The sequence below is a fragment of the uncultured Methanobrevibacter sp. genome, assembly GCF_947169325.1.
GTDB lineage: Archaea > Methanobacteriota > Methanobacteria > Methanobacteriales > Methanobacteriaceae > Methanocatella.
In genome coordinates, this window is record NZ_CAMVPN010000143.1 from 1 (window position 1) to 2,952 (window position 2,952).

General features: G+C 33.0%; 3 protein-coding genes. All 3 read left to right on the top strand.

All coding sequences use genetic code 11. The features are described 5' to 3' along the window. The coding region (locus tag Q0W26_RS11895) for a hypothetical protein (RefSeq protein ID WP_298525741.1) at nucleotides 1-305 on the top strand (305 nt) is incomplete at its 5' end. Between the two features lie 322 nt (nucleotides 306-627). Next, on the top strand, nucleotides 628-1,332 hold the full coding sequence (locus Q0W26_RS11900) for a hypothetical protein (protein ID WP_298525743.1): 705 nt from the start codon (nucleotides 628-630) through the stop codon (nucleotides 1,330-1,332). Next, a complete protein-coding gene (locus Q0W26_RS11905) occupies nucleotides 1,329-2,921 on the top strand; it encodes an ATP-dependent endonuclease (RefSeq protein WP_298525745.1) in 1,593 nt (530 codons plus the stop codon). Before Q0W26_RS11900 ends, Q0W26_RS11905 begins: the two co-directional genes overlap by 4 nt. Nucleotides 2,922-2,952 lie beyond the last annotated feature (31 nt).

The following is a 2,952-nucleotide window of genomic DNA, read 5'->3' on the forward strand; positions in this document are numbered from 1 at the left end:
TGTGGATAATTCCCACGGAAGACAAGGCTTTACTCGCTCTGCTGAATTCTAAAATGGCTTGGTGGCTAATGAAAAAGAAATGCACCCAAATCCAGAACGGTGTGCAACTCATCTGGCAATATCTTTCTAAAATACCTGTTCCTCGTGAATTGCCTCAAGAACTCGCCACCCTCGCCGACCAAATCATCACCGCCAAGAAAGCCGGCGAAGACACAACGGCATTGGAAAACCGAGTGAATGAAATTGTCTATGGACTCTATGGCGTGACGGATGCTGAAGAAATCGAAGCCGTGGATAATATTTAATATACTTGAAGATTTTGATCAATCGTGAAACCATTATGTCCGCAGTCAATTATGAGTTTTTTGCCTAGAAAATCATCCGGCAGGGATAATTCATTTGTTATCTCGGAGTAATGTATGGTTCCTCGTCTTCCGTTTTTGATTTGTTCATTAATCCAAGTCTCTATCTTGGAACAGTATTCGTTAAATTCACGAGCATTTGCTTGAACACGAGGTTTCGAGGAATGAGTGTAGTTTCTATCGATATGTACTGGATATTCAGTAATCATAAATGTTTATTCCTTGCTTGAATGTTTTTTAGAAAAGATAAAAAAGGATTTGAATTATGTATTTTCAAAGATTTTATATTGAAGGTGAAAATAGCGAGCTTCAGCGGTTGTATAAGGAACTTCTTGATATTTTAAATGATAGGGAAATGTTCCATTTGAATGAGTGGACCGGGCGGTATTCTTTGAATGAGCCGAAATCTAATGATTTGACGATTCCATCTGGAGGAATTTCTTATAAACATGGAAAAATTATTGGGGTAAAGTTTGATTCAAAAAAGAATGCTGTTTATTTTGAGCAAATGGGGAACTCGTTTGCAACTACTGCCGTGAAACATATTCTTGAATTGAACTATCAAAGTTTAAATTTTTTTTACTACACGACATGGGATAATGATGGCTATGAATCAAATGATTCTGAACATAAATATTTTGATTTCTATGAGTATGACTTTTGTGATTGGGAATCGAATTTCGAACATTATGTTGGACATTCCGAAGAAGAATGTGTAGGGAAATACAATCAGAAAAATGGAACTGCTCGCAAAACGATCGCAAATAAAAAAGGAATACGTCAAGAGAAAAGGCTTGTTAATATACAAGCTGATGCGTTATTAGATGGTGAAACTTTATTCGTTAAATTGCCTTGGTGGCTTAAGCATCAGGTTGAAATTAAATGTAGAGAAAATGGGAAATCTATAGAAAATGCTGTAAAATTACTACTAAGAGATTTTGTTAGAGATGAAATTGGAGGAAATGTATGATTAAAATTGATAGACTTGTTATTTTAAACTATAAAAAATTTGCGAATTTTGAAATAGAATTCCATGAAGGTTTGAATATCATTGTTGGAAACAATGATGAAGGTAAGTCTACAATTTTGGAGGCTGTTAATTTAGCTTTAACTGGAACTCTCAATGGGCGAGTTATAAAGAATGAAATTAGCGAAAATATATTCAATGTTGATATCGTCAAAAAGTATATAGAGGCTTTGAAAACAACTCCTATTGATTTACCTAATATTTTGATAGAATTGTACTTGTCGGGAGATGGTATTGATGAATTAAAAGGGAATAACAATTCTAAGCGAGTTGATACATCAGGAATTTCATTCAAAATCCAATTTGATGAAAATTATAAGAAAGAATATGAAAGTTTTATAAAAACTACTCCCAAATCGCTTCCTGTTGAATATTATAAAGTTGATTGGGTGTCTTTTGCTAGATCATCCGTTACATCAAGAAGCATTCCACTAAAAGCAGCATTGATTGATTCTTCGACAAATAGATTTCAAAATGGTTCAGATATTTACATTTCTAGAATCATCAAAGAAAATTTAGAAGAAGATGAATTAATATCTCTTTCACAATCGTATCGGAATTTGAAAGATGATTTTGAACAAAATGAGTTGATAAAAGGAATAAACAAAAAAATTGCAGATAGTGGGGAAATTTCTAATAAAAAGGTTTCTATTGCTGCGGACATGTCTGTAAAAAATTCTTGGGAAAATATTTTAACAACATGCGTTGATGATATTCCTTTTACTCAAATTGGTAAAGGTGAACAATGTATTGTAAAAACGAATTTGGCTCTTGCTCATAAAAAAACACAAACCGCTAATGTTATTTTAATGGAAGAGCCTGAAAATCATCTTTCGCATAGCAATTTGAATGTTTTAACCAATCTTATTAAGAAAAAATGCTACAATAAGCAAATAATAGTATCAACTCATAGTAATTTTGTCGCAAATAAGTTAGGATTAGATAAAATCATTTTACTTGCAAATTCAAAATGTTTTGCGCTTAACGAATTGAGCCAAGACGATTCTGCTTATTTTTCTGCATTACCTGGATATGATACATTAAGAATGATTTTGTCCGATAAAGCAATTCTTGTAGAGGGGCCTTCTGACGAACTGGTTGTACAAAAAGCTTTTCAATACAAGAATAATAATGAATTACCCATAGAACATGGAATAGATGTGATTTCTGTTAGGGGTTTGTCTTTTAAACGATTTTTAAGGATTGCTAAAATATTAAAGAAAAAAATCGTTGTAATTACTGATAATGATGGTGATTATGACGCTAATATAAAGGAGAAATATAAGGATTTTGACGACTGCGAAGAGATTAAAATTGCAGCAAGTACAATTATTCGTGGAGAAAATCAGCGCCTTTTAAATACACTAGAGCCTCAATTTATGGAGATTAACGATTTAGATAAATGCTTAAAAGCGTTTGGATTGAAAAAAGTAAATTATAAAGACAAGGATGCTTTAATTAGTTTCATGACGAAAAATAAGACAGAATGGGCGTTAAATGTTTTTACGTCTGATTATTCCGGGGGACTTTGAGCCACCAGTCCGGTGCTAGAGAGCCACCCTT